The following is a 25,858-nucleotide window of genomic DNA, read 5'->3' on the forward strand; positions in this document are numbered from 1 at the left end:
AATTTAAGTAGGGGAGGATAATATTATGAAGGATTTACCTCAAATATTTGATGAATTTAGTGAAGCTAGAAGAGATGGATTTTTAAAAATTAAAAAATTAAAAGAAGATGGAAATAAAATAGTAGGAGTATACTGTGCATATACTCCAAAAGAGATAATTATGGCATCTGGTGCTATACCAGTATCTTTATGTGGAACTAGTGAAGAACCTATTAAAGATGCTGAAAAAGATCTTCCTAGAAATTTATGTCCTTTAATTAAATCAAGTTATGGATTTAGTATAACAGATAAATGTCCATATTTTTATTTTTCTGATCTATTAGTTGGAGAGACTACATGTGATGGAAAGAAAAAAATGTATGAACTTTTAGCCGAAATAAAACCTATGCATATTATGTATCTTCCTCAAAACTATAAAACAGAGGATTCTATAAATTCATGGAATAAAGAATTAGTTAATTTAAAAGAGAGATTAGAGTCTGAATTTGAAGTTGAAATTACAGAAGATAAATTAAAAGAAAGTATAAGACTGTGTAATGAAGAAAGAAAACTACTAAAAGAATTATACCAATTAAGCTCATTATGTCCTCCGGCTATAAATGGATTTGACCTTATAAAAGTATTAGAGGGTACTAGTTTTAAACTAGATAAAAAAGAGTATTTAAAAGAGTTAAGAGATTTAATAGATAAAATTAAATGTGATTATAAAGATGAAGATAAGAGAATATCAAAAGACTTAAAAAGAATACTAATAACAGGATGTCCAATAGGAGGAGTTGCTGAAAAGATAGTTAAAACAGTAGAAGGAAATAGTGGAGTAGTTGTATGCTTTGAAAACTGTGGAGGAGCTAAATCAATCGAAAATTTAGTAGATGAAACTATTGACTCTATGGAAGCTTTAACAAAGCATTATTTAAATATTCCATGTTCTTGTATGACTCCTAATAATGACAGGTTAGATTTATTATCAAGACTTGTAGATGAATACAAAGTTGATGGTGTAATTGATGTAGTTCTTCAAGCTTGCCATACATACAATGTAGAGACATATAATATTAAGAAATTTATAAATAACGATAAAAAAATACCTTATATGGCTTTAGAAACTGACTATTCTCAAACTGATATAGGTCAGATAAGTACTCGTATAGGGGCATTTATAGAGATGCTTTAGAAATATTAATGAAAAAGATCTAGGTTTAATATAAATAAACCTAAGGTCTTTTTTTGATTTTGAGGGTAATCAAAAACTATATATGAAAATACCGTGAATACAACGAAATTTTGAATATAACTAAGTTTTTATCTTATTAATAATCCTAAAATTTATAAACTCCCTACGGTCAGACATATAAATTTTTCAACGGATTATTAAACGCTAAAAATCAAGTTATATTAGTCAAAATATCTAAAAGCATTCACTAACATTTCCATATATAGTTTTAATATCAAGCTATTCTATTATGAAGTTAGATCTTACCTATTTAGGATTAAGCACATAAATTTATTTGATCTATGTAATCAAACAATATGCATTTTATAGAGAATATATATGTATCTAAAAGTAAGTCAAAATTTAAAATCTTTTTAAAAATATAAAAAAAGAGTATAATAGCTAATACATATCTATTTTTCTAGTTAGAAGGGTGCTGATTGTATTGTTTGAAAACATGGATATTTTCTCAAATATAGATAAAGAAATTATAAAAGATATGAAATCTAGAGGACTTATAAAGATTTATGAAAAAGATGAAATAATATTTAGTGAGGCTGAAGAGAAAAGCAATGTATATTTGGTATGTTCAGGAAAGATAATACTTTATAGATCATCAGAAGAAGGTGATGAAAAAATTATATATATACTTGGAAGCGGCGATTTCTTAAATGAAGTTTGTATAGATGATAAAAATACTTCTGCTAATGCTAAAGTTATGGAAGATAGTAAAATAATATGTTTTTCAAAGAGAGATATTATATCTTGGATGAGGCGAGATTTTAATTTTAATATGATTATTATGAATTCGCTAAGTAATAAACTTAGAAGATCTTTTAGACAGATAAAGAATTTAGGACTTAAAAAAACTAATTATAGAATAGCAGCAAGACTTTGGAAGCTTGCCAGAGACTATGGATGTTCAAGTGATGAAAATATTCATATAGATATAAATATGACTCATTCTCAACTTGCATCTATGGTTGGTACGTCTAGAGAATCTGTAAGTAGATTTTTAAAAAATATTGAAAGAAAGAACATAATAAAGCAAAAAAATCAAAAGATAATAATATGCAGTCTAAGTAAACTTGAAGACTACACTAAATCCCTATCATAAGGGATTTTTTTGTAAGGGAAGTTATATCTGTGATAAATATCACAGATATATATATTGCATATTGTTAAAATATTAATGACTAAAAAATATCAATCTGAGGAGATGAATTAAGTGATAAAAGAGAATTTAGAAAAATTAGCCGCTGCTGCACAAGCAAAAACAAAGCTTTTAAATGATAATATTGTTAAATATTTTATACTTGCAATGATGGCTGGAATTTATGTAGGGTTCGGAATAATGCTTATTTTTTCTATAGGAGCACCACTTAAAGCTGCAGGATCACCTGGACTTAAAGCCTTAATGGGATCAAGCTTTGCAATTGCATTAACATTAGTTATATTTGCAGGATCAGAACTTTTTACAGGAAACAACATGGTAATGACAGTAGGAGCATTATCTAAGAAAGTAACGTGGATAGATGCTATAAAAATATGGATTGTAAGTTATTTTGGTAATTTAGTTGGATCTTTATTAATGGCATGGACATTAGTTCAAACAGGACTTGTAGCCAAAGAGCCACTTAGTAATTTTGTATTAGGAGCTAGTGCGGCTAAGATGGGAGCACCATCTATGGAATTATTCTTTAGAGGTATATTATGTAATATGTTAGTATGTCTAGCAATATGGATGGCTACAAAAACTAAAGAAGATATAGCAAAAATCGCATTTATATTCTTATGCCTATTTGGATTTATAGGATCTGGGTTTGAGCATAGTATAGCTAATATGACACTTCTTGGAATGGGATTATTTATTCCTCATGATCCTAGCTTAGTATCTTGGGCAGGGTATATGCACAATTTAATACCTGTAACACTTGGAAACATGTTAGGAGGAGCAGTTGTGATAGGTGCTATGTACTTTTATGTTGGAACTGGAAGAGGAGGTAAATAGATATGGGATTTGAGATTACTAATAAAGACTTTAACAAGATATTAGAATCATTAAAAGATGAATATAAAATATATGCACCAAAGCGATTTTATAAAAGAGGACGTTTTTCAGATACTGATTTAATAAGATATGATGAAATAAAGACCATAGAAGAAATAGAGTACAAGGAAAAATCTCAATACTCACCTAAAGAGGTTATATATCCTATAACTCAGACTTTATTTTATTTCAATGAAGATGAATTCAAAGAATCTACTGTAAGTGAAAAGAAAATATTAATCTTCTTAAGATCGTGTGATATAAATGGAATGAGAAGGCTTGATACAATATTTTTAGAAAATGGACCATATAAAGATGTGTATTATCAAAGGCTTAGAGAAAAAGTCAAATTCGTTCTTATAGAGTGTAGTGAAAGCTTTGACAATTGCTTCTGTGTATCTATGAATTCAAACAAAGCTGATAACTATGATATAGGTATAAGATTTGAAGACAACAAAGTTACTTGTGAAGTCAAAGATGATGAACTTAAAAAGATATTTGAAGCTTTTGGAGATAAAGTTGAATTTGAATTGGATTATGTAAAAGAAAATAAGTTTAAAGTAGAAGTTCCAAATAAAGATGATTTGAGTGTAGAATTTTTCAATAACAAGGTTTGGGAAGAATACTCAAAGAGATGTATAGCTTGTGGTAGATGTAATACAGTATGCATGACTTGTAGCTGTTTTACTACTCAAGATATAGCTTATGAAGAAAATCCCAGCAGTGGAGAAAGAAGAAGAGTATGGGCTGGATGTCATATAGATAAGTTCACTAATATGGCAGGTGGACATGAATTTAGAAAAGATTATGGATCTAGAATGCGTTTTAAAACAATGCATAAAATATATGACTACAACAAGCGTTTTGGTGAAAACATGTGCGTTGGATGTGGTAGATGTGATGATCAATGTCCACAATATATATCTTTTGCCCAGTGTATTAACAAGGTAAGTGAGACTTTAAAGAAGGGGGAGGCTACTAATGAATAATCCTTTGATTCCTCAAAAAAAGAAGGTATTAGATGTAATAGCACAAACGGATATAGATATAACATATAAGGTTGAATTTGATGAAAAACTAAAAGGTGGTCAGTTTGTTCAAGTATCTATCCCAAGAGTTGGAGAGGCTCCTATATCTGTTAGTGATTTTGGTGATGGATATATAGAAATGACAATAAGAAAAGTAGGAAAATTAACTGATGAAATATACAATCTAAAGCCAGGGGATTATATGTATTTAAGAGGTCCTTATGGAAATGGATTCCCTATAGAAAAATATGAAAATAAGCATTTAATAATAGCTGCTGGAGGAACTGGTCTTGCTCCTGTTAAGAATATAGTAAATCATTTTAATGGGGATATAGATAAGGTTAAAAAATTTGATTTGTTATTAGGATTTAAATCTCCTAAAGATATACTGTTTAAGGATGAGATTGAAAACTGGAAAAAGAATATAAACTTAACTTTAACAGTCGATAATGCAGATGAGAACTGGACTGGAAACTCAGGCCTTATAACAACATTTGTACCTAATGTAGAAATTGATAATATGGATGATGTTCAGGTTGTAATAGTTGGACCTCCTGTAATGATGAAATTTACAGCACTAGAATTCTTAAAACTTGGAGTTCCTAAAGAACAAATATGGGTTTCTTTTGAAAGAAAGATGTCTTGTGCAATAGGTAAATGTGGGCATTGTAAAATAGATGAGACTTATGTATGTCTTGAAGGGCCTGTATTTAACTATACAAAAGGTGAAGAATTAATAGACTAGATAAGGGGGGAGTATATTGTCATTAGATTTAAATGTAAAGAAGATAAAGAAGAATGCATATAGAATAACTAAACATAGAAATACTACATCTCTTCGTGTTCGTGTACCGGGAGGAGAAATAACTGCAGATCTTTTAAGTATAGTAAATGATATAGCTAATAAATATGGAAATGGAAGAATTCATATAACTACAAGACAAGGTTTTGAAATAATGGGTATACCGTTTGAAAAAATAGATGAAGTAAATAAAATGGCAAAATCTTTAATAGAAGGTCTGGAAATTAACGCTGTAGATCCTAAAAGTGGTTATCCAGCAGCTGGGACTAGAAATGTATCTGGATGTATAGGAAATAAGGTCTGTCCATTTGCAAACTATAATACTACTGAGTTTGCAAAAAAAATAGAAAAGGCGATATTCCCCAATGATCACCACGTGAAAATTGCTTTGACAGGATGTCCAAATGACTGTATAAAAGCTCATATGCAGGATTTTGGAATAATAGGAATGGCAGATGTAGAGTATGATATGAATAGGTGTATAGGTTGTGAAGCGTGTGTTAAGAACTGTAAAAAAAGAGCAACAGGTGCACTTACTATGAAGGATGGAAAGGTAAAAAGGGATAGTAGAAGATGTATAGGTTGTGGAGAATGTGCTCTTAAATGTCCTACTAGTGCTTGGTCTAGAAATCCAGAAAAAAAATATAAATTAGTTATAATGGGTAGAACAGGAAAGAAAAATCCTAGAATAGCAATGCCTTTTATGGAATGGGTGGATGAAGAAACTATAATTAAGGTAATACTTAATACGTATGATTATATAGATGAGTATATAGATAGATCTTTACCAAAAGAACATATAGGTTATATTGTTGACAGAACAGGTTACCCTGTATTTAAAGAGTATGCTTTAAGAGGAACTAAGCTTGGACCTGAAGTTAAGGTTGCTGAGTTTATAGATTTTGGTGGATATAAGTATGAAAAAGATGCTTTTATGGAGAGTACTAAGTAAACTATAATTAGATTAAATATAAGTAGAAAGTCCGATTGGGCTTTCTTTTTTTTGTTTAATTCACATAACGTTTTACAACTTTTGAGTTTAGGACAAAATCAATAATATATAATTACATAACTTTAAAAAATGAACAATTTGAATATTTCTTAAACAATGTGGATTTAAAAGAAAGTTTGATTGGAGTTGAATGAAAGTGAAAGAAATTAAATGGAAATGATTGTTTTTGAATGAAAATGGTTGTTTTTTTGAAAACTTTGAATTATAATTAAAATATGAAATAACAAAGAGGTGGTAAATATGCTAACAGAAGAAAGACATCAACTTATATTAGACACCATCAAGGAAAAAGGCAGAGCTAAGATAAATGAGTTAGTTAATATAACAAATACTTCAGAATCTACTATAAGACGTGACCTTAATTATCTTGAACAGGCAAACCTTATCAAGAGAGTTCATGGAGGAGCTACTTTACTTAAAGGTAGATTTAATGAGCCTAGTTATAAAGAAAAAGAAGTACAAAGTATGAGTGAAAAAACTGAAATAGCAAAATATGCAGCAAGTTTTATAGAAGAGGGAGATTGTATATACCTTGATGCAGGGACTACTACGTTTGAGATGATTAAATATATAAATAAAAGAGATGTTGTTATTGTTACTAATGGACTTAAGCATATCAATGAGCTTATGGAAAACGATATTAATGCTTATATTCTAGGTGGTAAGGTTAAGTCGAGAACTAGAGCAGTTATAGGAACAGATGCGTTAAAGAATTTAGAAAAATTTACATTTGATAAAAGTTTTATAGGTATTAATGCAATTCATATTGATTATGGATTTACAACTCCAGACTCGGAAGAGGCAATACTTAAAGAAAGAGCTATAAATTATTCAAGAGAAGCATTTATACTGGCTGATAATTCTAAGTTTGGAGAAATTGCATTTGTAAAGGTAGCTAGTTGTGATAAGGCAACTATAATAACAGACTCTAAATTTGAGGATTATGATAAGTATCTGGAAAAAACTAAAATAAAGGTTGTGAAGAAGTAATGATATATACTGTGACATTCAATCCAGCAATAGATTATATAGTGAATGTTAGTCATTTTAAAACAGGAGAAGTTAATAGAGTTAATAGCGATATTAAATATCCTGGAGGAAAAGGAATTAATGTATCTAGAGTCCTTAATAATTTTGGTGTAGATACAAAGGCACTAGGTTTTATAGGTGGATTTACAGGAAATTTTATTAAGAACTATATAGAAGATGAAGGAGTAAAAACTGATTTTATAAATGTAAAAGAAGATACAAGAATAAATGTTAAGTTAAAGTCTAATGAAGAAACAGAGATAAATGGATATGGGCCAACAATAACAGAAGAAAATTTAAATTCTTTATTTGATAAAATAAAAAAATTAAATAGTGAAGATATATTAGTTCTTGCTGGGAATGTTCAAAAGAGTGTTCCAAGAGATATATATGCTCAAATTCAAAATATATGTATAAAAAATAATGTGAAAGTTGTAGTAGATACTACTGGTGAAGCATTACTGAACACTTTGAAAAATAAACCTTTTTTAATAAAGCCAAACAAATATGAACTCAGCGAAATGCTAAATGTAGATATAGATAATATGGATGATATTATACACTATGCAAAGAAACTTATAGATATGGGTGCTCAAAATGTAATAATATCAATGGCTGGTGATGGAGCATTACTTATATGCAATGAAGGTGTATATAAGGCTACAACTCCAAATGGAGCGGTTAAAAATTCTGTTGGAGCAGGAGACTCTCTTATAGCTGGTTTTTTAGCTAGCTATTATAAGGAAGAAGATATTTTAAAAGCTTTTAAGCTTTCAGTAGCAACCGGCAGTGCGACAGCCTTTTCTCTTGATTTATGTACAAAAGAATATGCTATGAGTTTAATAAATCAAGTTGACATAAAAAAAATAAGCTAAAGGAGATGAGAGTATATGAAAATAACAGATCTTTTGAAAAAAGATACAATTATTCTTGATTTAAAGTCTAAAACGAAAGAATCAGTTATAGACGAGCTTGTAAATAAATTAAATAGAGCAGGGAAACTCTCTTATAAAGATGAATTTAAAAAGGCTATATTGAAGAGAGAAGAACAATTTTCAACTGGTGTAGGTGAAGGAATAGCAATACCTCATGCCAAGACTAGTGCTGTTAAAACTTCAGCATTGGCATTTGGATATTCAAAAGAAGGTATAGACTATGATTCTATGGATAACAAGCCTGCACATATATTCTTTATGATAGCTGGAAAAGATGGAGCTAATAATGACCATTTAGATACTCTATCTAGATTATCAGCTATGCTTATGGTTGATGGATTTAAAGATAAACTTATGAATGCTAAAAGTGAAAATGAATTACTAAAAATAATAGATAAACAAGAAGAAGAGTATTTAAAAGAAAATAAAGAGACTGAAATTGGTAGTGATGATTTAATTTTAGCAGTAACTGCTTGCCCAACTGGTATAGCACATACTTATATGGCAGCAGATGCTCTTAAGAATAAAGCAAAGGATATGAATGTAAATATAAAAGTTGAAACCAATGGATCAACTGGAGTTAAAAATGAACTTACTGACGATGATATTAAAAATGCTAAGGTAATAATAGTTGCAGCTGATAAGAAGGTTGAAATGGGAAGATTTGATGGTAAAAAAGTAATTCAAGTACCAGTTGCAAAAGGAATAAAAGATGCTGAAAATCTTATAAATAAAGCTTTAAAGGAAGATGCTCCTGTTTACAAGCATACAGGGTCAACAAAATCTAGTGATAAGACTGAAAGAACTGGATTTTATAAGCACCTTATGAATGGAGTTTCAAATATGCTTCCATTCGTTGTAGGTGGAGGTATATTGATTGCGATATCTTTTATGTTTGGTATAAAAGCATTTGATCCGAGTGATCCTCAATATAATGCTTTTGCTAAATTACTTATGGATATAGGTGGAGGATCTGGTGCATTTGGACTAATGATACCTGTACTTGCAGGATTTATTGGAATGAGTATAGCTGATAGACCTGGATTTGCTCCTGCCATGGTAGGTGGACTTATAGCTAATAGTAATGGCGCAGGATTCTTAGGTGGGCTTATAGCAGGATTTTTAGGTGGATATTCAATACTATTTTTAAAGAAAGCGTTCTCTAATCTTCCATCATCACTTGAAGGTATAAAACCAGTATTGTTATATCCTTTATTTGGAATATTTTTAACTGGAGCAGTAATGCTATTAGTAGTTGTTGGACCTGTTCAAGCTTTAAATTTAGCTATGCAAAATTGGTTGAACTCTATGGGAACAGCTAACAAAGTAATACTTGGATTAGTACTTGGTGGAATGATGGCGGTAGATATGGGTGGTCCTATAAATAAAGCTGCATTCACATTTGGAATAGCAATGATTGATGCAGGAAACTTTGCACCTCATGCTGCGGTAATGGCTGGTGGAATGGTTCCTCCTCTTGGAATAGCAATAGCTACAACAATGTTTAAAAATAAATTTACTAAGAGTGAAAGAGAAGCAGGAAAGACTTGTTATATAATGGGAGCATCATTTATTACAGAGGGAGCTATACCTTTTGCAGCAGCAGATCCTGCAAGAGTACTTCCATCTGCTATAGTGGGATCAGCTCTTGCTGGGGCATTGACTATGATGTTCAATGTTATGTTACCAGCACCTCATGGAGGAGCATTTGTTATACCTGTAACTACTAACCCTTGGTTATATGTTGTTGCTATATTAGCAGGATCTTTTGTGACAGCACTTATGCTAGGATTATTAAAGAAACCAATAAACAAATAAAAATAATTTAAGAAAATAGAGCTGAATGTAGCTCTATTTTTTTGGATTAATGGTATTATATAAATTTATGTTTAAATATAACATTGATTAAAGAACTGGAATATCAACTATTTTGAGCAACGGAGACTGACAGAACTTATTGGCGATATGAGCTATGCGTTAGGATAAAGCGAATTTTGTAACATTAATGTAACAAATAAGTTGTATAGTAGTATTACAAAAATGTAATATTAGATCGAAAAATGTAATGTGGATAGATGGAATATATTATTGAAAAGAATTATAATTAATAAAACCAAGTTGATATAAAGTTTTCTAATGTAGGGGGATAACAATGAGAAAGAGATTAAAATTGATAGGGATTATATTTTTCATAATAATATCAATAAATATAGTAAATTATTTTAAATCTATAAATGACCATATTAATTTAGCAGATTTGGATATGAAATTTTATATTGAAAATGCAGATGAGGTTAGTAAGGGAAGGCTTCAAGTTAATTGGAAGTATTTAGCTGCTATTGATGGCGTTAGATATAAAAAAGATTTTTCAAAAGCTAGTAAAGAAAGCTTAATAAGCTTAGGGTATATGTTTACGGAAGAACAAGATTTGCTAGATAGTAACAAAAAATATAGACTGAAAAATTTAGATGAGGTTTTAGCTGAATTAGAATTTGAAAATAAAGAAAAGGAACGAGTATATAAGTACTTAGAAGATTTAAAACATGCAGGATTAGTAAGTTCTAGATTAAAAGAAGATTCTAAATACATAAAATTTATTAATGAAATTTCAACTGAAGCTATAGATACATATAATCAATATAAAATTCTACCATCTATAATTATAGCTCAAGCTATTTTAGAATCTGGTTGGGGTGAATCAGAGTTGAGTAAGGAAGCGAATAATTTATTTGGAATAAAGGCTGATAAAAGTTGGAATGGTAAAACTATATCTATGAATACATCAGAATTTTATAATAAAAATACTACTGCAAAGTTTAGAATGTATGAAGATAAAAGTGAATCTTTAAAAAATCATGGTGAATTCATTTATGAGAATAAGAGGTATAAAAACAATGGGGTATTTGATGCAAGTTACTATATAGAACAAGCACAGGCTTTAGAGGATGCAGGTTATAGCACAAAGGAAAATGAGAATGGAGAAAGAATTTATGCGGATTTATTAATAGATTTAATAAGGCAGTACAATCTTCAACTTATAGACAATGAAGTTCAGATGAAAAATTCAGATGAATATTTTAGTTATTTAAAGTAGGTGAGAGTTATGAATGTTTTGATAGCAGATGATGAAACTAAAATGCTTAAAATATTAAAAGCTTACTTTCAAAAAGAAGGCTTTAATGTATTTTTAGCAGAAGATGGAGAAGAAGCTTTAGATATTTTTTACAGTGAGAAAATAGATTTAGCTGTTCTTGATTGGATGATGCCTAAAATTAGTGGAATAGATTTATGCAGAGAAATTAAAGAAAAAAGTATTGCTAAAGTATTAATGCTTACAGCAAAGTGTGAAAATGAAAGTGAACTTATGGCTTTAAATTTAGGTGCAGATGATTATGTAAAAAAGCCTTTTGATACACGGATATTAATAGCTAGATCAAAAAAACTTTTGAAGGAATGCAATTCGGTATATATAAATGATTTAAAAATAGACTTAGAATCTCAAAAGATATTTAGAGATGGAAAAGAATTAAATATTACTAATAAAGAAATTAAGCTTATGGAGTGTTTTATAAAAAATAAAGGCATTATATTATCAAGGCAAAAACTTCTAGACATGGTTTGGGGACTTGATTATTATGGAGATGAAAGAACTGTTGATACACATATAAGAAGATTAAGAGAAAAAATAGGAGATAATTTGATAAAAACTTATAGAGGGATAGGATATAGTTTGGAGGAACAAGGTGAATAAGCTTAGTAAAAAACTAGCTATGAGAATATCTATAGTTATAATTATTATATTTTGTGTTTCTTTTTTATTGAATAACTATTTTTTATCTAAATATTATCTACATGAAAAGAAAGTGACTGTAGATGAAATTTGTAATGAAATAAAAGATATAGAATTAAATGAATATAATATAGAAAATATAGAGAAAAAATATAAAGTAACAGTAGTATATGATGATTTAAACAAAGATATAGAGAGTTTAAATTGGTCTATAAAAGATAAGTTTTATAATAAAACCATTACTTTAAATAAGTTTTGGATAACAGAGAAAGATTTGAAAACAATAAAACAAAATAGAAAAGTAAATAAACTATATAATCAAGGCAAATTAAAATCAAGTTTTTTAGTAGCATTTATAAAAAAAGAAAATAGTATAGTAGCTATTGGAGATTCTATAGTACATGATAATGATACTATAAAAGTAGTAAATAAATTTAATTTGTATTTAACTATTATATCTTTAGTATTAATAATTATTGTAGTGTGTTTTTTTTCAAAAAGAATAATATATCCACTTGAAAATCTAAAAGATTTATCTAAAGATATATCTAATTTGAATTTTAGAAAGATAAATATTAAGACTAATGATGAAATAGAAGAACTGGGCAAAAGTATAAACATTATGAGCGAAAAATTAAAAAAATCTCATGATGATTTGAAGAATAAAAATGATAGTTTAAAAATATTTATATCTAATATATCTCATGAATTAAAAACTCCTTTGGCATTAATAAAGGCATATTCTATGGGATTGAAAGATGGACTTGATGATGGGAGTTATATTGATACTATAATAAACCAAACAGATGATGTTTCTGCTTTAATAGATAGTTTATTAAATTTATCAAGGCTTGAAAAAGATGATATAAATAGAAGTACTTTTAATATAGAAGAGTTATTTACTGGAATTTTAGAAAAGTATAATATAAGTATTAAAAACGAAGATATACTTATTTCTATAAATAAAGATAAGTTATATAGTAAATATACTTATGCAGACAAAGAAAAAATACAAATCGTTCTAAATAACTTAATAAGCAACGCTGTAAAGTATACAAATGATAATAAAATAAATATAAAACTAGAAAATATTGATAATAAAATACTGTTTATAATAAAAAATGGTATACGTAATTATAATAAAGAGGATATAAATAAAATATGGGAACCTTTTTATGTAATTGAAGAATCTAGAAACAAAAAATTATCAGGTACAGGTTTAGGTTTAGCTATTGTAAAAGAAATACTAGAAAAACATAATCTTGAATATGGATACAGGCTATATGATAATCAGATAGAATTTTATATATTTTTTGAAAAGAATCCGGAATAATACGGATTCTTTTTTGCGTTATAGAAATTGCTACAGCATCAACTATTTTGAGCAATGGAGCCTGTAGGACTCGTTGGCTACATGAGCTATGCGCTAGCAACGAATTTTTTGTAACAGTGATGTAACAAAAAATATATATATTAACGTTGGAGGTGGAACTATGAAAAAAAATATTTTAATTATTGCTGTTTGTGTAGCACTGCTTATTTCGATTCAATATTTAATGTCGCATTCGTCTAGTATAAAAGATGAATATGTATCAAACAAAAATAATGTACAAACCAATAGTAAAGAAAATGAAAAAATGAAGTTTTGGAATACTCAAAGAAAGGGTACTAATTTTTTTAATACAAAACCTATTCCACAAAATTATGAAATAGCTAAAGAAAAAGGAATAGAGTTTGTAAGGCTAGTACCTTCAAAATGGACAAAAGGAAAAAGAGATTTTTTGATTGGGGATGTAACTGATTATAACGGGTTGGTAAAAGAAGATGTAGATTCATTATTAAAAGATTTAGATGCTGCTGATAAAGCAGGGATGAAAGTTATAGTTTCAACATTAAGTATTCCGGGATTAAGATATGTACAATTTAATGATGGGAAAATTGATTTAAGAATATGGAAAGATAAGAAGTACATAGAACAAACAGCTCAGTTTTGGAGAGATTTAGCTAAGGTATTAAAAGATCATCCTGCTGTAGTTGGATATAATATTATTAATGAACCCCAACCTGAAAGATTATCTACCAAAGGTGAGTTTTGGGACTTAGACTTTGATAAGTGGTATAAAAGTATAGAAAATACTAGTCAAGATCTAAATTTACTTTATTCAGAAGTGACAGAAGAAATCAGAAAAGTAGATAAGGATACACCAATAGTTTTAGATAGTGGGCTTTATGCAACTCCGTGGGCATTTAAATATTTAAAAAAGCAGAATGATGAAAATACTATATATTCATTTCATATGTATGAGCCTTATGGATATACTACAAAAAGTTTAAATAATGGAAAATACTCTTATCCAGGTAAACTTCCGACTACTGAAGGAAATCTTGAAGAGTGGAATTCAAAAACAATGAATAAATTTTTCGATCCTGTTAGAGAATTTCAGAAGAATAATAATATAGCTGAAAATAGAATTTTGGTTGGAGAATTTGGTTGTAACAGAAACACAGATGGTATAGAAGCTTATTTTGAAGATATGATAAATGTATATAATAAAGAAAATTGGAGTTGGGCATTTTATTCATTTAGAGAAGATGAATGGGATGCAATGGATTACGAATTAGGAAAAGGAGCCCCAGATTGGAGATACTGGGAGGCAATTGAAAATGGAGAGAATCCTCCAGAATCATGTAGAAAGAAAAATACAATATGGGATGTTATTGAAAAACAATTAAAAAACTAGATTATAATTTTAAGGCTTATATGATTTGAATCATATAAGTCTTTTTTCATTTAGATTTCACACAGAGTACACAGAAAGTACACATCTAAAAATTATAATGTATATATAAACATTGAGTATCAATTAATAAAAATGAATTAAGAGAGGATATGATTTTATGAAAAAATTAATATTGTTATCATTATGTATTTTATTAATAGGCGGATTAAGTGGTTGTGGATCAACAAGTAATAATGAAGTTGAAAAAAATCCTTTAAGTAAAAAAGTAATAAGTAAGTTTTTAGCCAAGGACTTAGACGGAAATGAAATAACAAATAAAGTTTTTAAAGACAATGACTTAACTGTTATAAATATTTGGGGAACAGAATGTCCTCCATGTATAGAAGAAATACCGGAACTGCAAAAGCTTCAAGATGAATTTAAGGATAAAAAAGTTAAAGTAATTGGAGTAGTAAGTGATAAACAAACAGAAGCTGCAAAAGAAATATTAAATATTCAGAAAGCAAATTATACTAATATAATTCCAGATGAAAATTTAGAAAAAGAGGTAGTAAATAATTTTGATTATACACCAGCTACTATATTTGTAAATTCAAAAGGTGAGGTAGTAGATACTTTTATACCTGGAAGTACTGACTTTAAAAATCTTAAGACTATTGTAGGGAATATTTTAGCTAATAAAAATTAGGAGATATGAATGAAAAGATATATAAGAGTAGGACTTTTATCTACAGGATTGATTTTTACAGTAATAGGAGTTTGTAGAGGTGAAGCTATAAAAGTTTTAATGAAGGCTGTTAAGATATGTTTAGAGTGTATTGGAGTAGGTTAATATGAAAAGAAAAATGATTCAACTTATTAGTAGTTTAATTACAAATGCTAATTTAAATGGATTTTTACAAGGTAAGATATATAAAGGTACATCTAAAAAAATATGTGTTCCTGGGCTTAATTGTTATTCTTGTCCAGGAGCAGTAGGATCTTGTCCTATAGGAGCTATACAAGCTGTAATGGGAAGTTCAAAATATAATTTATCTTTTTATATATTTGGAATTTTAATATTAATAGGCACATTAATAGGAAGGCTAGTTTGTGGATTTTTATGTCCATTTGGATTTATACAGGAATTATTATATAAAATAAAAACTATTAAATTTAAGTTGCCAAGATGGACTAGATTTATAAAATATTTTATATTAGTTATATTTGTTATAATGCTCCCTATATTATTGACAAATGAATTGGGGATGGGTGATCCTACATTTTGTAAATATATATGTCCTGCTGGAACATTAGAAGGTGGAATTCCACTAGTATTATTAAATCCAGTACTTCAAAAAAGTTTAGGAATATTGTTTAAATGGAAGATGATTATACTGATATTTACTATAATCTTGTCTATTGCTATATTCAGACCATTTTGCAAAGTAATATGTCCTTTAGGTGCTATATATGCAATATTTAATCCTATAAGTATTTATAGATATTCAATAGACGATAAAAAATGTGTAAGCTGTGGTAAATGTTCAAGAAAATGTAATATGGATATTGAAATATATAAAAATCCAAATAGCCTTGAATGTATTAGGTGTGGAGAATGTAAGAATATATGTCCAACTGGTGCTATAAAAAGTGAATTTAAACTTTAAATAAAAGAGGTGAGTTATATGAAATTTAATAAAAAAATATTAACTTTAATATTGATTTTAAGTATAATAGGTGGAATTACTTTGACAAAGGGAATTTCTGATGAATCTAAGTATGCAGCAAAAGCAGATAGTGCAATGAAGGATGAATTAAATTCTGAAGAAGAGGAATCTTTTTTAAGTTTTGATGAATTATTGGGAGACGAGATAGATAAATTTGATGAAAAACAAGTTGAAAAATTAAAGGACTTATATTCCAAAATTTTAGTATATGAAAAAAATAAGAATTATAGAAAGGCAGATTTACTTTGGGAAGAGTTTGATGGTATTCTTGAGGACGTTGGAATTAATGCAGAGGAATTTTACGATTCAGAAAGTGATAAAAATAAGATTACTTCTTATAAAGTAACTAATGGAGAGGTAAACTTTAAATTTAATAAAGAAGTATCAAAAGAAGATATGAATAAATACAAATTGATGTGGGATAAATCAAAAAAAATAATACCAAAATCATACATTAATAGAATTACAGAATTTGAGATAATGACAGATGGAAAAGATGAGATGTTGGCTTATGTTCATTCACCTGATAATAAAAATAAGAAATGGACATTAGCTATAGATTTAGAAGATGCTTTTAATAAAAAAGGAAAATTAATAGGAAAAGATTTAGATGAAACTATCGTTCATGAATTTGCTCATATTCTAACTTTAAATGATAATCAGGTTATACCTAAAGAAATAAAAAGCGTAAATTATATTACAGATGAAGGAACTACTAAAAAGGATTCTTACTTGAATTTATTTTATAAAAAGTTCTGGGCTGACATTTTTGAAGAATTTAAAACATATAGTGAAGATGAAGAAAATGAAGAAGCTCTTATTGAATTCTATGATAAATATAAAAGTAGATTTGTTTCAGAATATGCAGCTACTAATCCGGAAGAGGATATAGCAGAGTCTTTCAAAGAGTTTGTTGTATCAGAAAAACCTAAAGGAAATAGCATAGCTAAAAAGAAAATATTGTTTTTCTATGATTTTCCTGAGCTTGTAAAGATAAGAGAAGAAATTAGAAAAAGCTTATAATTATAAAAATTCGCTTTATGCTCCGCATAGCTCATGTCGCCAACGAGTCCTACGGACTCCGTTGCTTAAAAATAGTTGATACTGTAGATTTGTTATCAATAGCATGCATATTTTAAAAAGTATATAACTTTTTTGAAAGATAAAAAACTCTCTGTGCTTACTTAAGGTATAATAAGTAAGTACAGAGTTTTTTAGATTATGAGTGGGGTGAAAAGAAAAGTGCAAAAAAATGTTTTATTAGTTGAAGATGAGGATAGAATAAGGGAAATAGTTAGTGATTATTTTAAATTTGAGGGATTTAATATATATGAGGTGGAAAATGGAAGAGACGCCATGGTCGTTTTTGAAGAAAATAAAATAGATTTGATAATACTAGATATTATGATACCAAAACTAGATGGATGGTCAGTTTGTAAAAGGATAAGAAATGTTTCTGATGTACCAATTATAATGTTAACAGCTAGAAGTGAAGAAGATGATAAATTAATGGGATTTGAGCTTGGAGCTGATGATTATGTAACTAAGCCATTTAGCCCAAAGGTTTTAGTTGCTAGAGCTAAAATGTTATTAAAAAGAGCACAGGGAACTGTATCAGAAACTAGTATATTAAATATTGGCTGCATAGAAATTAATAAACTGTCTCGTAGTGTTAAAATAGATAGTGAAATCATGGATTTAGCTCCAAAAGAATATGATTTACTCATTTATATGATTGAAAATAAAGGAATAGTTTTATCAAGAGAAAATATTCTTAATAAAGTTTGGGGATATGATTATTTTGGAGAACTTAGAACTGTAGATACTCATATAAAAAAACTTAGGAAAAAATTAAAAGATAAATCTAGCTATATTCGTACTATTATAAGAGCTGGATATATATTTGAGGTGGATTAATGAAATATAAAGGAATAACTTTTAAATTATTTATTGTTACTACAGTATTTTTTATGTTTTTTTTAATAGTTAACATGATATTACAAACAGTGTTTTTTGAAGATTTTTATAGAGATAGAAAGATTGATACATTAGAAAATAATATAGAAAAATTTACAAATGAATATTTGACTATTAATAATAAAAAAAATATACATAAAAAATTAAATATTTTTTCAGATGAAAATAATGCATTAATTGCAATACTAGATAAAGATGGATTAATAAAATATACTGATGATTTTGATGTGATTATAACAGATTCAACGGGGAAAAATACAAAAGTTCTTCTGAATAATTTTATAGATATATATCAAGTTGAAAGCTTAAATATTGAGGTTGGAGAAAATATAAGTTTTGAAGGTGCATATTTAAATGAGGAAGAAAGTATATTGGTTCCTTTGAGTATGGAAATCGATGGAACTTTCTTTTGGGGATATGAATCTGATATAAATAAAACTACACAAATTATAAATGGAAAAGTGGAAAAAATAAATATTCCTTCAAATATGGATAATCTACAGGTTTATGATGATTACATGTTTGTAGATTTAGCTAATGAATTTTTTTGGGACAATAAAGAGGCTAATTTTGAATTAGATGGAGAAGTAATCAATTATAGTTATACAGATGCTTTTAGTGGAATGGAAAATATAGTTTTTGTAAAACCTGTTATTAGAAATGGAGATACTGAGGAAATGATTTTTGTTATTTCATCTTTACAGCAAATAGATGAAGCGATGATTATTATGAAGGAATATTATGTTTATGTTTTTATAGCAGCATTATTATTTATATTAATCTTAGCATTTGTATATTCAAAAATGATATCAGCTCCTTTGGTTAAGATTAATAAATCTGCTGTAAAAATGGCAAATTTAGATTTTTCATCTTATTGCGATATAAACTCTAAGGATGAAATTGGGAGTTTAGCAAACAGTTTAAATTCACTATCGAAAAATTTAAATAGTACTTTGAATGAATTGAAAGGTGCTAACAAAAAATTAGAAGAAGATATTGAAAAAGAGAAAAAGTTAGAAAAAATGAGAAAGGAGTTTATATCAAGTGCATCACATGAATTAAAGACTCCTCTTGGAATAATTAAAGGCTTCGCTGAAGGAATTAAAGATGGTATTTATGAAAATAAAAAAGAACATTATTTAGATGTTATAATAGATGAAACAGAAAAAATGAATGATTTAGTATTAGACATGTTAGAACTTTCTAAATTAGAATCTAAATCATATAAACTAAATAAAGAAGAGTTTATAATAGATAAGTTGATTTATGAAGTTATAGATAAATTTAAATATCATATACAAGATAAAAAGATAAACATTAAATTGGATATAGAAGAAAAAAATATATTAGTTTATTGTGATAAGAGAAAAATAGAGCAAGTTATTGTAAATTTTTTCAGCAATGCAATACGACATACAGAAATTTTAGGAAGTATAAATATAGGTATAAGAGCACAGGATATGAGAATATGTATTCATATTGAAAACAGTGGTGAAAATATACCTAAAGAAAAAATTGATAAAATATGGGATAGATTTTATAGAGTTGAAGAATCTAGACATAGACAATCGGGAGGTACTGGATTAGGATTGTCAATTATAAAAAATATATTAGAACTTCATGAGAGTGAATACGGAGTAAAAAACACTGATGACGGAGTATCATTCTATTTTACATTACAAAAATCACCTTTTAAATAGATGTATTATGTGATATAATTAAGAAAAATAAATATAATGATTAAGAGAAAGTTTTACTGATAATGGCAAACTTGTTGAAAGACAAGGACGCAAAACTAGAGGGCCTTCCTCAGGAATGAAAAGGCAGCCAGTTACCAAAGGAAACTTTTATTATTTTCAATAAAACTTTTCTCGAAATGGCAAACTTGTTGAAAGATAAGGACGCAAAGCTAAAGGGCCTTCCTCAGAAATGAGATGGCAGCCAGTTACCTAAAGGAGAGGTTTTTTATGTTGAAAAGACTACTTTTGATAGTATCTATAATTGCTATATTCTTTACAAAAGAAAACGCTATCTTCGCGGATAACAGTCCATTTGATTTATCTAATGTTAATCAAGGGATGATTGAAGTGAAGTATGAATTAAATAAAAATGTAAAAACAAAAATTATGATTAGTCATAATGGACAAAACTATTATTATGACTTATTAACATCAGATGAAAATTTTCCGCTACAAATGGGAAATGGAAAATATACAGTTGCTATTTGTGAACAAAAAGAAGGAAAACAATATGTTGTAAAAAACAAAGAAAGTTTTGAAGTAAACATAAAAAATGAAAAGGAAGTTTATTTAAATAGTAATCAAGTAATTTCTTGGGATGATAACAACGCAGCAGTAGAATTAGCAAAGAAACTTACTGAAGGAATAAATGATGATGAAGAAAAAGTTCGTATAATTCATGATTATATAGTAAAAAATGTACAATATGATTCAGAAAAATATTCATCTTTAGATAAAAAGTATTTACCAAATGTAGATGATATTCTACAAAGTAAAAAAGGAATTTGCTATGATTATGCTTCTTTATTTGCAGTAATGCTTAGAAGTGTAGATGTACCCACTAAATTAGTAAAAGGATATAAAAATGATATTTCTGTATATCATGCATGGAATGAAGTGTATGTAAACAATAAGTGGATAACAGCAGATTGTAGCTATGATGCAACTTTATATTCAGGAAATTTAGAAACAAAAATAATTAAGGATTCAAGTCAATATAAAATTGAAAAAGTATATTAAATATTATATATAAAAAGAAGCGTTCAACTGAACAGCTTCTTTTTTTATTTTTAAGTAAATTAGTCTAGTAAAACTTGATGAAGGTATGATATGGATTTTTATAAAAGATATTATACTTTGATAAAAATCAAGATAAATCGACATGATAAACCAAAAAATACTTGACAGTTATTTGAATTTTTCGTATTATCTAATTATAAATGATTTAAACAAGGTTTGGAAGAAATGAAAATAGCTTCTGAATTTAAATCATATGGAACAAAAAATGAATAATATCGTGGAAGCAATTAAAGACAACAGTCTATTATTGTTTAAGCTTTAACTGTTCTGCGACAAAAATACCTATGTTTTATTGAGGTAGTTTTGTTGTAGAACAGTTTTTTTGTTCCAAAAAATATTATGAAAGGGGGATTTTATTATGAAATGGTTTAGTAAGCAAAGGACATCTATATTAATGTTATTTACGTTAATTGTACAATTATTTGTACCGTATTTTACTAATGAAGCATTTGCTGAAGATCCTATTCAAGATCCTAGTGGATTATCTGTTGTGATTAAAGAAGTAGTCACAGGAACAGAACCATTTAACACAACGAATAAATCTGGACCGGGATTTTATCCAGGAGATGACTATAGTAAAGATGATAATTATGTAAGAACGCTAGATACAGTAGCGTATACAATTGATTATGGAATAAATCCAGCAGGATCTGTTGCTAAGAATGCTGTTTTAACAGCTACATTAAGTGCAGATGCAAGTGGAAAACCAATTGCAGTTTGGGATTCCAACTTAGTCAATTTATATTCAGGGCTTAGTATAACCGATGACGGAAGAAAACTTGAGTACAAGCTAGGAGATAAAGACGGAGGAAATGCATATGGTTTTTCTCCTGCAGCTAAAATTCTAGGGACGGCTAAAAATGAAGAAAAGTTCAACTTAGATGTAACTTTTTCATCAGATAATTCAGCACGTGTATCTACTAGTACCAAGGATATTGGTAAGGAGATAACAGTTTCTGCTTCTCCGAAACTAGATTTAGGGATAGATTGTTACAGAACAGAAACTGTAGTAGGACCATCTGGTGAATTAGGAGTTTTATTATCTTCAACAATAGAAGTTCTAATAAAGAATGGTAAAGGTAGTGAAAATGTAACGGAGGACTTAAACTTTGATGTGGATTTATCAAAGTTTAGAGAATTGGGTCTTAGTCCTATACTTTATAATTTTTTAAATAAAAAACCTGTAGCTGAAAGTGGAGCTTGGGGAGGAGTACAAGCAAGTTCTTTAGCACCTGATGGCAAGGGTGGAGGAGAAAAATCTGTAACTGATTCAGGCAACTTTACTGCAACGCAATCAGAGGCAGGAGGAGATGTTGAAATAACAATATCTGGTGCTGATTTGAGTGGGAATCATACTCCTATCAAGTATTTAAATGGAGATATAATATCACTAGAAGATAAGTATGTTGTTTCTGGATATTTAGCCCTTTGGATACCTGCAGATCAGATACCTGTTGGAGAAACAGAGGTTGAAGTTTCTTACAAGAATTTTGATCCAAACTCAACAAGCGGGCAATCGAATTTTAGAGAGGGGATTGAACCTCTTGAAAATAATAAAGATACTAGAAAAATTAGAAAACCAAAAGGAAAAGGTGAGCTAAGTATTGATGAATATTATATTGATATAAAAGGGAACCACCTTCCTGCTGAAGATGATATTTGGGATAGAAATGGTGTTCTTGTATCAGGTGCGGAATTTAGAACAGTTGTGAGGATGTATAATAATGGTTTTGAACCAATTGGAGATACTGTAGTTGTAAATAAATTTGATCCTAATTTAGTTGAGTTAATAGAATCTGCGGGTGTTGCACATAGTATTCAGAGTAGTTCAAATATCAATAATGAGGATATAATAGTTGAATATGGAACTGGAGAATACAGTAATTGGCAAGAACAAAGAAATGCTGTAGATTCCAATGATGGATGGTATAAAAATATGAATGATGTACCAGGAGGCTCTATATCAAAGATACGTATAAGAATGAAGGATGGAAAAAATATTCCACCTAAAAGTGATATGAGTTTAAAAATATATATGAAGACAAAAGAGAAACCTATAGGAACAATCATTCCAAACTTTTTATCTTATAAGTCTAGTGAATTGAATAATGGGGAATGGAAGCATTCATCATATGATGCTATAAATGATACAAATTATGGATATAGATCAGATCGAGTTACTATTACAGGAGCAGAAGCTCGTATAGAAGTGAATTCAGATAAAGATACTGTTAAAGCTGGAGATACTGTTAAGTATACTATAAAATCTACTCTTACAGCAGATCCTCCAGGAACTTATGGAACTGCAGAAAATGTAGAGATAATAGATATACTTCCGGAAGATCTAATATATGTTACAAACTCTGCAAAAAGAGGATCTTCTTATCTTGAACCAAAAATTACACATAATTCAGATGGAACCACTACTTTAAAATGGAGTTTAGGAGATCAATTAATAAATGAAGCAATGGAAGATATAACATTTGATGTAAAGGTTGGTATAGATGCAAAGAACTTAACAAGCTTGAATGATAAGGTGATTATAAAGACACCTACAGATATTAGTAGAGAAGCTGTTAGAACCTCTCAAAAAACTGTTACTGTAACTAATGACACAGCTTGGGGAGTATATAAAACAGTAGATAAAGAAAAAGTTGAGATTGAAGAAGATTTAGCTTATACATTAAACTATTTCCAATTAACGGATAAAACATTAAACAATTTTGAGTTTATAGACATACTTCCATATAATGGTGATGGAAGAAGTCCAAATACAGGTTTTAATGGGTATTACACTTTAAAGAGTATTTATGGAAAACATGGTGAAACATTCTTAGTTACAGATGCAACTCCTGAAAGCATAAATAGAGACCCTAAAATTGGGGGTATTACATGGAGTTCGATAGGGTCAATAGATCCTAAAAATGTAACTGCAATTAAAATTTTAGTACCAGATTTTCCAAAGAATCAACCTACTAGAGAAATAAAACTTGTGTTAGAACCAAAAGAAAACAAGGCTGAAGATATTTATACAAACAACTTTACAGGTAGAGTAAGTGATATTGATGCAATGGTTGAATCAAACGATGTAAAGATAAAGGTTGTAAGTAGTAGCGTAGAAGGATTAGTTTGGGAAGATTTAAATGAAAATGGAAAAGTAGATTTAGATGAAAACGGAATTTTAAATATAAAGGTAAAACTTTTAGACAATAATGGAGCTTCTGTTTTAGATAATAGTGGGACTCCGATAGAAACAAATACAAATATTAATGGAGAATATAAATTTGAAAATCTAAAATCAGGCAACTATAAAGTTCAAATAGAAGATGAATCGTTAAATAATTACAAACAAACATATGAATATGATGGAAGTTTAGATCAAATTTCTTCTGTAAGTCTTAGTAAGAATCAAAAACTAACAGATGTGAACTTTGGATATAAACACAATGAAGGAAGATTAGAAGTAAGATATTTAGAAAAAGGAACAGGTAATGAACTATTGCTAAAGGAAGAAACTACAAAAGCAGTAGGAGAAAGCTATAAAACAGACAAGAAAGAAATAGCAGGCTATAAATTCGTTAGTCTAGATGGATTAGAAGAGGGGCAATATGTAGAGGGAAAAACTGTTGTAACGTATTATTACGAAAAAAATCCTGAGATAATAAAAAAAGGAAACGTGGTTGTATTCCATAAATGGGGTGAAAAACTACTAAAGTTTGAAGATTTAGGAGAGAAAGAAGTTGGGACAGAATATACTACCAATCCTTTAACAGAAGAAAAATATAAAGACTTTAAAGTGATAGTTCCTGAAAATAAAGATGGTAAATATATAGAGGGAACTATAGAAGTAATTTACTATTATATAAACACTAATCCTGATAAACCAATTGAACCAGAAAAGAAAATAGGAGAAGTTGTAGTAAGATACTTAGAAAAGAATACAAACAAAGAATTAGATACAGAAGATCTACTAAAGGATGAAGTAGGAAAAGATTATATAACACAAGAAAAGCAAATAGATGGATATAAGATTCTAGAAAAACCATCAAATGCACAAGGTAAATATATAGAAGGCAAAATAGAAGTAATATATTATTATGAAAAAGAAACAGAAAAGCCAATTGAACCAGAAAAGAAAATGGGAGAAGTCATAGTAAAATACTTAGAAAAAAATACAAACAAAGAATTAGCAGCAGAAGATTCGTTAAAGGATGAAGTAGGAGAAGATTATTCAACGCAAGAAAAGCAAATAGATGGATATAAGATGATACAAAAGTCATCAAATACACAGGGACAATATATAGAAGGAACAATAGAAGTAATATATTATTATGAAAAAGAAATAGAAAAGACAGAAGAAAGACCAAGTAAAAAGAGAAAGAGAAAACCAAAAGAAGAGAAAGTAGAAATTCCAGATGAAGAAATACCACAAGGAAAACCAGAAGTTGAGGTGGAAATTCCAGATGAAGAAATACCACAAGGAAAACCGGAAATTGAGGTAGAGATTCCAGATCAAGAAATACCACAAGGAAAACCAGAAGTTGAGGTGGAAATTCCAGATCAAGAGATACCACAAGGAAAGCCGGAAATTGAGGTAGAAATTCCAGATGAAGAGATACCGCAAGGAAAGCCAAAACTTTTACCAAAAACAGGTGAAAAAGTACCTTATTCGAATTATGTAATGGGAACCTTGATCATGCTTTTGGGAGGAACATTAATTTTAAGAAGAAGAAAAAATAGTTAATAATAATAT

The 25,858-nt window shown here is 28.6% G+C and carries 21 protein-coding genes and 2 riboswitches; all 21 genes read left to right on the forward strand.

Annotation, left to right across the window (positions count from 1 at the left end; genetic code table 11):
- The first annotated feature begins 25 nt into the window (after positions 1 to 25).
- The 21 genes from P4S50_RS03600 to P4S50_RS03700 all read left to right on the forward strand — a co-directional run bounded on the left by P4S50_RS03600 (position 26) and on the right by P4S50_RS03700 (position 25,849).
- Positions 26 to 1,174, forward strand: coding sequence for a double-cubane-cluster-containing anaerobic reductase (locus tag P4S50_RS03600; protein ID WP_277733161.1), 1,149 nt, complete (start codon positions 26 to 28; stop codon positions 1,172 to 1,174).
- A 484-nt stretch (positions 1,175 to 1,658) separates the two neighbouring features.
- Complete coding sequence (locus P4S50_RS03605) at positions 1,659 to 2,330, forward strand: Crp/Fnr family transcriptional regulator (RefSeq protein ID WP_277733162.1); 672 nt, start codon at positions 1,659 to 1,661, stop codon at positions 2,328 to 2,330.
- 111 nt (positions 2,331 to 2,441) lie between these two features.
- A complete protein-coding gene (locus tag P4S50_RS03610; RefSeq protein WP_277733163.1) occupies positions 2,442 to 3,224 on the forward strand; it encodes a formate/nitrite transporter family protein in 783 nt (260 codons plus the stop codon).
- 2 nt (positions 3,225 to 3,226) lie between these two features.
- On the forward strand, positions 3,227 to 4,252 hold the full coding sequence (gene asrA, locus P4S50_RS03615; RefSeq protein WP_277733164.1) for an anaerobic sulfite reductase subunit AsrA: 1,026 nt from the start codon (positions 3,227 to 3,229) through the stop codon (positions 4,250 to 4,252).
- Positions 4,245 to 5,036: an anaerobic sulfite reductase subunit AsrB gene (asrB, locus tag P4S50_RS03620; RefSeq protein WP_277733165.1), complete on the forward strand. Its 792-nt coding sequence runs from the start codon at positions 4,245 to 4,247 to the stop codon at positions 5,034 to 5,036. The genes asrA and asrB overlap by 8 nt, the downstream gene beginning before the upstream one ends.
- A 16-nt stretch (positions 5,037 to 5,052) precedes the next feature.
- Entirely contained in the window at positions 5,053 to 6,045 is a 993-nt protein-coding gene (gene asrC / locus P4S50_RS03625) for a sulfite reductase subunit C (RefSeq protein ID WP_277733167.1), read from the forward strand.
- A 300-nt stretch (positions 6,046 to 6,345) separates the two neighbouring features.
- Positions 6,346 to 7,095: a DeoR/GlpR family DNA-binding transcription regulator gene (locus tag P4S50_RS03630; protein WP_277733168.1), complete on the forward strand. Its 750-nt coding sequence runs from the start codon at positions 6,346 to 6,348 to the stop codon at positions 7,093 to 7,095.
- Positions 7,095 to 8,009 carry a 1-phosphofructokinase gene (gene pfkB / locus P4S50_RS03635; RefSeq protein WP_277733169.1) on the forward strand — a complete coding sequence of 305 codons (915 nt, stop codon included), beginning with the start codon at positions 7,095 to 7,097 and terminating at the stop codon, positions 8,007 to 8,009. Before P4S50_RS03630 ends, pfkB begins: the two co-directional genes overlap by 1 nt.
- Before the next feature lie 15 nt (positions 8,010 to 8,024).
- Complete coding sequence (locus P4S50_RS03640) at positions 8,025 to 9,887, forward strand: PTS fructose transporter subunit IIABC (RefSeq protein ID WP_277733170.1); 1,863 nt, start codon at positions 8,025 to 8,027, stop codon at positions 9,885 to 9,887.
- A 334-nt stretch (positions 9,888 to 10,221) separates the two neighbouring features.
- Positions 10,222 to 11,163 (forward strand): glycoside hydrolase family 73 protein, encoded by a 942-nt coding sequence (locus tag P4S50_RS03645; RefSeq protein WP_277733171.1) that lies wholly within the window; start codon positions 10,222 to 10,224, stop codon positions 11,161 to 11,163.
- A gap of 9 nt (positions 11,164 to 11,172) precedes the next feature.
- Positions 11,173 to 11,820: a response regulator transcription factor gene (locus P4S50_RS03650; protein ID WP_277733172.1), complete on the forward strand. Its 648-nt coding sequence runs from the start codon at positions 11,173 to 11,175 to the stop codon at positions 11,818 to 11,820.
- The gene (locus tag P4S50_RS03655; protein ID WP_277733173.1) at positions 11,813 to 13,192 is read left to right on the forward strand and encodes a sensor histidine kinase; all 1,380 of its coding nucleotides are present in this window, start codon (positions 11,813 to 11,815) and stop codon (positions 13,190 to 13,192) included. Before P4S50_RS03650 ends, P4S50_RS03655 begins: the two co-directional genes overlap by 8 nt.
- Before the next feature lie 160 nt (positions 13,193 to 13,352).
- A complete protein-coding gene (locus P4S50_RS03660) occupies positions 13,353 to 14,600 on the forward strand; it encodes a glycoside hydrolase family 5 protein (RefSeq protein WP_277733174.1) in 1,248 nt (415 codons plus the stop codon).
- A 157-nt stretch (positions 14,601 to 14,757) separates the two neighbouring features.
- Positions 14,758 to 15,288, forward strand: a complete 531-nt coding sequence (locus tag P4S50_RS03665) for a TlpA family protein disulfide reductase (protein ID WP_277733175.1) — start codon at positions 14,758 to 14,760, stop codon at positions 15,286 to 15,288.
- Positions 15,289 to 15,297: 9 nt separating this feature from the next.
- Complete coding sequence (locus tag P4S50_RS03670; protein WP_277733176.1) at positions 15,298 to 15,432, forward strand: CD1871A family CXXC motif-containing protein; 135 nt, start codon at positions 15,298 to 15,300, stop codon at positions 15,430 to 15,432.
- A 1-nt stretch (position 15,433) separates the two neighbouring features.
- On the forward strand, positions 15,434 to 16,249 hold the full coding sequence (locus P4S50_RS03675) for a 4Fe-4S binding protein (protein WP_277733177.1): 816 nt from the start codon (positions 15,434 to 15,436) through the stop codon (positions 16,247 to 16,249).
- Positions 16,250 to 16,267: 18 nt separating this feature from the next.
- A complete protein-coding gene (locus P4S50_RS03680; RefSeq protein WP_277733178.1) occupies positions 16,268 to 17,332 on the forward strand; it encodes a hypothetical protein in 1,065 nt (354 codons plus the stop codon).
- 219 nt (positions 17,333 to 17,551) lie between these two features.
- The gene (locus P4S50_RS03685) at positions 17,552 to 18,226 is read left to right on the forward strand and encodes a response regulator (protein ID WP_277733179.1); all 675 of its coding nucleotides are present in this window, start codon (positions 17,552 to 17,554) and stop codon (positions 18,224 to 18,226) included.
- Positions 18,226 to 19,986 carry a sensor histidine kinase gene (locus tag P4S50_RS03690; RefSeq protein ID WP_277733180.1) on the forward strand — a complete coding sequence of 587 codons (1,761 nt, stop codon included), beginning with the start codon at positions 18,226 to 18,228 and terminating at the stop codon, positions 19,984 to 19,986. The genes P4S50_RS03685 and P4S50_RS03690 overlap by 1 nt, the downstream gene beginning before the upstream one ends.
- Before the next feature lie 54 nt (positions 19,987 to 20,040).
- A riboswitch (cyclic di-GMP riboswitch) is annotated at positions 20,041 to 20,125 on the forward strand.
- A 29-nt stretch (positions 20,126 to 20,154) separates the two neighbouring features.
- Positions 20,155 to 20,239, forward strand: a riboswitch (cyclic di-GMP riboswitch).
- 14 nt (positions 20,240 to 20,253) lie between these two features.
- Positions 20,254 to 21,045 carry a transglutaminase-like domain-containing protein gene (locus P4S50_RS03695; RefSeq protein WP_277733182.1) on the forward strand — a complete coding sequence of 264 codons (792 nt, stop codon included), beginning with the start codon at positions 20,254 to 20,256 and terminating at the stop codon, positions 21,043 to 21,045.
- A 418-nt stretch (positions 21,046 to 21,463) separates the two neighbouring features.
- Positions 21,464 to 25,849: a MucBP domain-containing protein gene (locus P4S50_RS03700; RefSeq protein ID WP_277733183.1), complete on the forward strand. Its 4,386-nt coding sequence runs from the start codon at positions 21,464 to 21,466 to the stop codon at positions 25,847 to 25,849.
- The last annotated feature ends 9 nt before the right edge of the window (positions 25,850 to 25,858 follow it).

The organism is Tepidibacter hydrothermalis (assembly GCF_029542625.1).
GTDB lineage: Bacteria > Bacillota > Clostridia > Peptostreptococcales > Peptostreptococcaceae > Tepidibacter_A > Tepidibacter_A hydrothermalis.

Excerpts from the sequence above, each read along its gene's own strand:
- P4S50_RS03600 (WP_277733161.1), top strand. The coding sequence starts at position 26 with ATGAAGGATTTACCTCAAATATTTGATGAATTTAGTGAAGCTAGAAGA.
- P4S50_RS03645 (WP_277733171.1), top strand. The coding sequence starts at position 10,222 with ATGAGAAAGAGATTAAAATTGATAGGGATTATATTTTTCATAATAATA.
- asrA (WP_277733164.1), top strand. The coding sequence starts at position 3,227 with ATGGGATTTGAGATTACTAATAAAGACTTTAACAAGATATTAGAATCA.
- P4S50_RS03695 (WP_277733182.1), top strand. The coding sequence starts at position 20,254 with ATGTTGAAAAGACTACTTTTGATAGTATCTATAATTGCTATATTCTTT.
- pfkB (WP_277733169.1), top strand. The coding sequence starts at position 7,095 with ATGATATATACTGTGACATTCAATCCAGCAATAGATTATATAGTGAAT.
- P4S50_RS03690 (WP_277733180.1), top strand. The coding sequence starts at position 18,226 with ATGAAATATAAAGGAATAACTTTTAAATTATTTATTGTTACTACAGTA.
- P4S50_RS03665 (WP_277733175.1), top strand. The coding sequence starts at position 14,758 with ATGAAAAAATTAATATTGTTATCATTATGTATTTTATTAATAGGCGGA.
- P4S50_RS03630 (WP_277733168.1), top strand. The coding sequence starts at position 6,346 with ATGCTAACAGAAGAAAGACATCAACTTATATTAGACACCATCAAGGAA.
- P4S50_RS03650 (WP_277733172.1), top strand. The coding sequence starts at position 11,173 with ATGAATGTTTTGATAGCAGATGATGAAACTAAAATGCTTAAAATATTA.
- P4S50_RS03700 (WP_277733183.1), top strand. The coding sequence starts at position 21,464 with ATGAAATGGTTTAGTAAGCAAAGGACATCTATATTAATGTTATTTACG.
- P4S50_RS03675 (WP_277733177.1), top strand. The coding sequence starts at position 15,434 with ATGAAAAGAAAAATGATTCAACTTATTAGTAGTTTAATTACAAATGCT.
- P4S50_RS03680 (WP_277733178.1), top strand. The coding sequence starts at position 16,268 with ATGAAATTTAATAAAAAAATATTAACTTTAATATTGATTTTAAGTATA.
- asrB (WP_277733165.1), top strand. The coding sequence starts at position 4,245 with ATGAATAATCCTTTGATTCCTCAAAAAAAGAAGGTATTAGATGTAATA.
- P4S50_RS03670 (WP_277733176.1), top strand. The coding sequence starts at position 15,298 with ATGAAAAGATATATAAGAGTAGGACTTTTATCTACAGGATTGATTTTT.
- P4S50_RS03640 (WP_277733170.1), top strand. The coding sequence starts at position 8,025 with ATGAAAATAACAGATCTTTTGAAAAAAGATACAATTATTCTTGATTTA.
- P4S50_RS03660 (WP_277733174.1), top strand. The coding sequence starts at position 13,353 with ATGAAAAAAAATATTTTAATTATTGCTGTTTGTGTAGCACTGCTTATT.